This is a genomic window from Promicromonospora kroppenstedtii DSM 19349, from assembly GCF_000515355.1.
In the GTDB taxonomy this organism is placed as follows: domain Bacteria; phylum Actinomycetota; class Actinomycetes; order Actinomycetales; family Cellulomonadaceae; genus Promicromonospora; species Promicromonospora kroppenstedtii.
In genome coordinates, this window is the sequence record NZ_KI911704.1 from 2,513 (window position 1) to 7,042 (window position 4,530).

The 4,530-nt window shown below is 72.5% G+C and carries 5 protein-coding genes; all 5 read right to left on the reverse strand.

The genetic code is table 11. From position 1 onward, the window contains the following. The coding region (locus tag PROKR_RS18560) for a serine hydrolase domain-containing protein (protein ID WP_157602244.1) at positions 1-680 on the reverse strand (680 nt) is incomplete at its 3' end. A 39-nt stretch (positions 681-719) separates the two neighbouring features. Continuing rightward, complete coding sequence (locus PROKR_RS18565) at positions 720-1,061, reverse strand: YnfA family protein (protein ID WP_036965587.1); 342 nt, start codon at positions 1,059-1,061, stop codon at positions 720-722. 172 nt (positions 1,062-1,233) lie between these two features. Beyond that, positions 1,234-2,151, reverse strand: coding sequence for a hypothetical protein (locus PROKR_RS18570; RefSeq protein ID WP_157602232.1), 918 nt, complete (start codon positions 2,149-2,151; stop codon positions 1,234-1,236). A gap of 65 nt (positions 2,152-2,216) precedes the next feature. Further along, positions 2,217-2,918 carry a DUF624 domain-containing protein gene (locus PROKR_RS18575; RefSeq protein ID WP_036965591.1) on the reverse strand — a complete coding sequence of 234 codons (702 nt, stop codon included), beginning with the start codon at positions 2,916-2,918 and terminating at the stop codon, positions 2,217-2,219. Next, positions 2,915-4,530 (reverse strand): beta-galactosidase (locus PROKR_RS18580; RefSeq protein ID WP_036965593.1); only part of this gene is annotated, 1,616 nt, incomplete at its 5' end. The genes PROKR_RS18580 and PROKR_RS18575, both read right to left, overlap by 4 nt.

Here is a 4,530-nt window from a genome sequence, read left to right on the forward strand (position 1 = left end):
CGGTCGGCGGGCGACCCGGGCTCCGGCCAGGACGGCGGGCCGGGGTCCGGCTCCTGCCGCGCCACCCGGCCCAGCAGCGCGGGCGGCACGCCGAAGTGCACGTCCCGCTCGACCCCAAGAGGGCCGGTGACGGCCTCGTGGAGCCACCAGGTCAGGGACTGCCCGGTGGCCCGGCGCACCGTCTCGCCGAGCAGGAAACCGAAGGTCTGCGCGTGGTACCCGAACCCGGTGCCGGGCTTCCACCACGGCTCCGCGTCCGCGAGCGCCCGGCACATCCCGTCCCAGTCGCACAGGTCCGGGACGGTCGTGTCGTAGGGCGGGGCGGGCACGCCGACCGAGTGCATCAGCACGTGCCGCAGGGTCGCGCCGCCCTTGCCGTGCGCGGCGAACTCGGGCCAGACGTCGGCGACCCGCAGGTCGTAGTCCAGCTCGCCGCGCTCCACCAGTACGTGCGCGACGGCGGAGGCGACCCCCTTGGCCGTCGACGCCGCGAAGAACAGGGTGTCCGGGGTGACGACCGCTCCTCGTCCGGCGTCGGCCAGGCCGCCCACGACGTCCACGACGAGCTCGCCCCGGTGGACGACCGCCACCTGGAGGCCGACCTCGCCGCCGTCGGCCACGAGGCGGTCGACCGCCTCCTGGACGCGGCCCTGCAGTGCGCGCGCGGTGCCATCTCCCATACCAGGTCCGACCGGCCGACCCGGGAGAAGTCATCGGCGCTAGCCCGCGTCCGGCCGCGGGGCGTACATGATGACGGCGACACCCACCAGGCAGATCAGCGCGCCGGTCACGTCCCAGCGGTCGGGGCGGAAGCCGTCCACGGCCATGCCCCAGACCAGGGAGCCGGCGACGAAGATGCCCCCGTAGGCGGCCAGGATGCGGCCGAAGGCGGCATCCGGCTGCAGGGTCGCGAAGAACCCGTACAGGCCCAGGGCGATCACGCCCGCGCCGATCCAGAGCCAGCCCTTGTGCTCGCGGATACCCTGCCAGACGAGCCAGGCGCCGCCGATCTCGAAGAGGGCGGCGGCCACGAACAGGACGATCGATCGGGTCACGTTCATCGGGCGGCATTCTCCGGGTCGGTGGCAGGTCCGCGCGAACCCGTCGGGTCCGCGCGTCGGGGAAGACGTTATGTCTCCGGGGTGTGTTGCTGTGAGTAGACAGTGTCTACTCACAGCAACACACCCGGCGCAGTAACCGTCTCCCCCCGACGACACGCCCGGCGGGCGGTCGCTACGGCGTGTCGCCCGGGACCTTGCTGCTCTCGACGCGGGCGCGCGCCGGCAGGCCGATGTCCCAGAACTGGATGGTCTGCAGCACCCAGAACAGCGCGAAGACCAGCATCATCACGGCCTCGACCACGAACAGCGTCTGCGGGAACAGGTCCGGAAGGTACCGGTCGAGCAGCACCATCGTCGCCAGGCCCACCACGAGCACCACCGCCATGACGACCGCGATCCCCCGGTACCAGACACGGTAGGCAGCCGCCGACATGCCGCGCAGCCGTTCGAGCGCCTGGGCCCTGACGGCGACGTCCGAGCCGTTGATCCACGCGACGGCGACCAGGCAGCAGAAGAGGAGCACGGCCGCGGCGTAGTGCGCCGCCGCGAGGAAGCCGTCGGGCCGGAGCAGCAGCCAGACGCCGGTCCCAGCCCACGTCAGCCACGTGAGCCACAGGTCCCAGCCCTCGGGGCCGCCCAGGTCACGACGCCGCGGCCAGGTCGCGAGCGTCAGCACCAGACCGCCCACCAGGAGGAGCGTGCCGATGTTGTTGAACACCCGCTCGGGCACGTCCAGACAGTACGGCTCGGCGGTGCACATGTCGGCGTCGAGCGGCGTCGGCACCAGGGCCACGACGACGGCGAACATGCCCGCGAAGTTGAGCAGCACCTCCTCGGCGCCGTGCCGGCCCTTGATCGCGATGAGGCACGTGCCGATGCCGACCAGCGCGCCCACGAACACGCTCTGCACCGGCGAGTAGAAGTAGGCGCTGATCGACGCGTGCCACCACTCCTCGCCGGAGTCGAGCCGCCCGTGGTCGGCGACGATCTGCATGGTCAGCGACACGAACAGCACCAGCACCACGGCCACTATCGCCACGCGTAGATAGCGATAGGTCAGCCGTCCGGGGTCCCCCTGCTTGATTGCCATGCGCACACTGTGTCGCAGGAGCCACAGAACGGACAATTAAGTCCCGCGATATCGCCAGGCAAGCGTCATGCGCCGGCCGTGAACCGCCGCTCGACGTCGGCCACGAGGGCGGCCGCGTTGCGCAGCACCAGGGTGAGCCAGACCACCGCGAGCAGGACGAACACGGCCTCGGTGGTCAGCACCACGATCCCGGCGGCGAGCACCAGCAGCGAGAGCGTGCCCAGCGTCACGAGCGGTCGGGCGCCCAGGTAGTGCGCCGCGAGCCGCACCGAGTCGCGGGTACGGAATCCGAAGAACGACACGATCACCAGCGCGTTCATCGTCCACAGGGCCAGACCCGCGCCGACCACGACGAGCACTCCCGCGTACCAGCCGGGCACGCCGCCGACGCCGACGTTCGCCAGCCCCAGCACCACGACGACACCCGCGGCGAGCGCGGGCACCCAGACCCGCAGGGCGTCGGCCCAGTTCAGCCGGTACCCGCGCCAGAACGACGACGCCGGGGTGAGCCCCTCCGCCCGGGTGCGATCCCGCAGCGCGAACAGCCCGGCCGACACCGCGGGCCCCACGGGTACGAGGCACAGCGCGAAGAGCGCGGCGTTGCCGGGCGTCCGCTCCAACAGGAGCGAGCCGAGCATGCCCGGCAGGACGGCGACGACGAGCAGCAGCTCGACGATCAGATGCCAGTACACGAGCGCGGTCGCACGGCCGAGCACCCCCTCGCCGAACTCGCGCCGCTCGCCGTCGCCCCGCCTGCCGGAGCTCATGTCTCAGCTCCCGCGGCGTCCTCGCGCAGCAGGACCACGTCCGTGGGCGCGAGCTGCAGCGTCTCACCCGCCCGCACGGCCCGGCCGGTCAGCAGGTCGACGCCGGACGCGTGCGCGGCGACCTCGACCGGCTCCGTCGCGTGGGACAGTACGAAGGCGAACCGCACGCCGTCCTTGGCGCGCACGGCGAGCTCGACGTCGGGTACGTCGGCGTACGGGCCCACGAGCCCGTGTCGGTCGAGCAGGCGGCGCACCACCCACGCGGCCCCGGCGTCGTCCAGGCCGGTCCCGACGTACCAGGCCTCGCCCCCCTCGGGTCCCGCAGGGCGGTGGCGTGTCACCGCGGGCGTGCCCGCGTAGAACTCGGCGCCGTAGGTGCCGATCACGTCGGCGCCCTCGGGCACGAGCACCTCGAAGACGAGCTGCGCGGCCGAGACCGCCTCGCCGGACCCGTCGGTCAGCGTCACCGGGTTGGTCACGCCCGGCTCGGCCGAGTCGGTCTCCTCGACCCGGACGCCGAACAGCGGGGCCAGGGGTCCGGGCGCGTCCATGAGGTGCGCGTTGGCGTTCTCGTCCGCGCGGCCCGACCAGTACGAGGCGAGCACCGATCCCCCGCGCTCCGTCACGGCCGCCAGCCGCTCCGCGACGTCGCCCTTGAGCACGTGGAGCATCGGGGCGAGCACCACGTCGTACCGCGTCAGGTCCGCCGTCGTGGGCACCACGTCCACCTGGGCGCCCGCCTGCCAGAGCGCGCGGTAGTACGACAGCACCGTGTCGGCGTACTTGGCGTGCCGGTTGAAGCCGTCCGTCATCTCGGCGGCCCACCAGGAGTCCCAGTCGAACAGCAGCGCGACGCGGGCCGGCGTCCGGGCCGCCACGACGGCGTCGCCCAGCCCGGCCAGCTCCGACCCCAGCGTGGCGACCTCACGGAACGCGCGCGTGTCGGTGCGCCCCGCGTGGTCCAGGACGGCGCCGTGGTACCGCTCGCAGGCCCCACGCGACTGCCGCATCTGGAAGTAGAGGACGGCGTCCGCGCCGTGCGCCACCGCCTGCCACGACCAGAGCCTCAGCACGCCCGGCCGCTTGACCGGGTTCACGTCACGGGACGCCGTGATGGTCGGCGTCTGCTCCATGACCCAGAACGGGTCGCCGTCCTTGAGGCCACGCATGACGTCGTGCGCCAGCGCCATCCGCACGTGCTCGCGCCGGCCGGGCGGGTAGTTGTCCCAGGACGCGAAGTCCAGTTCGCCGGCCCAGCGGTGGTAGTCGATGGGCCGGAACATGCCCATGAAGTTGGTCGTCACCGGCGTGGTCGCATCGTGCTCGCGGATGCGGGCCTTCTCGTCGCGGAAGTTGGCGAGCATCGCGTCCGACATGAACCGCCGGTAGTCGAGCGTGATGCCCTGGAACGCCGTGTGGTCGGGCCCCCGCCAGTGCTCGCTGAGCATGTTCGGCGGCACGATCTGCGCCCAGTCGCTGAACGTGTGCGACCAGAACGTCGCGTTCCACGCCTCGTTCAGCCGCTCCAGCGTGCCGTACCGCGCGCGCAGCCAGTCGCGGAAGCCGGCGGCGCACAGGTCGCACCAGCAGCCGCCGTCGAACCCGCCGTACT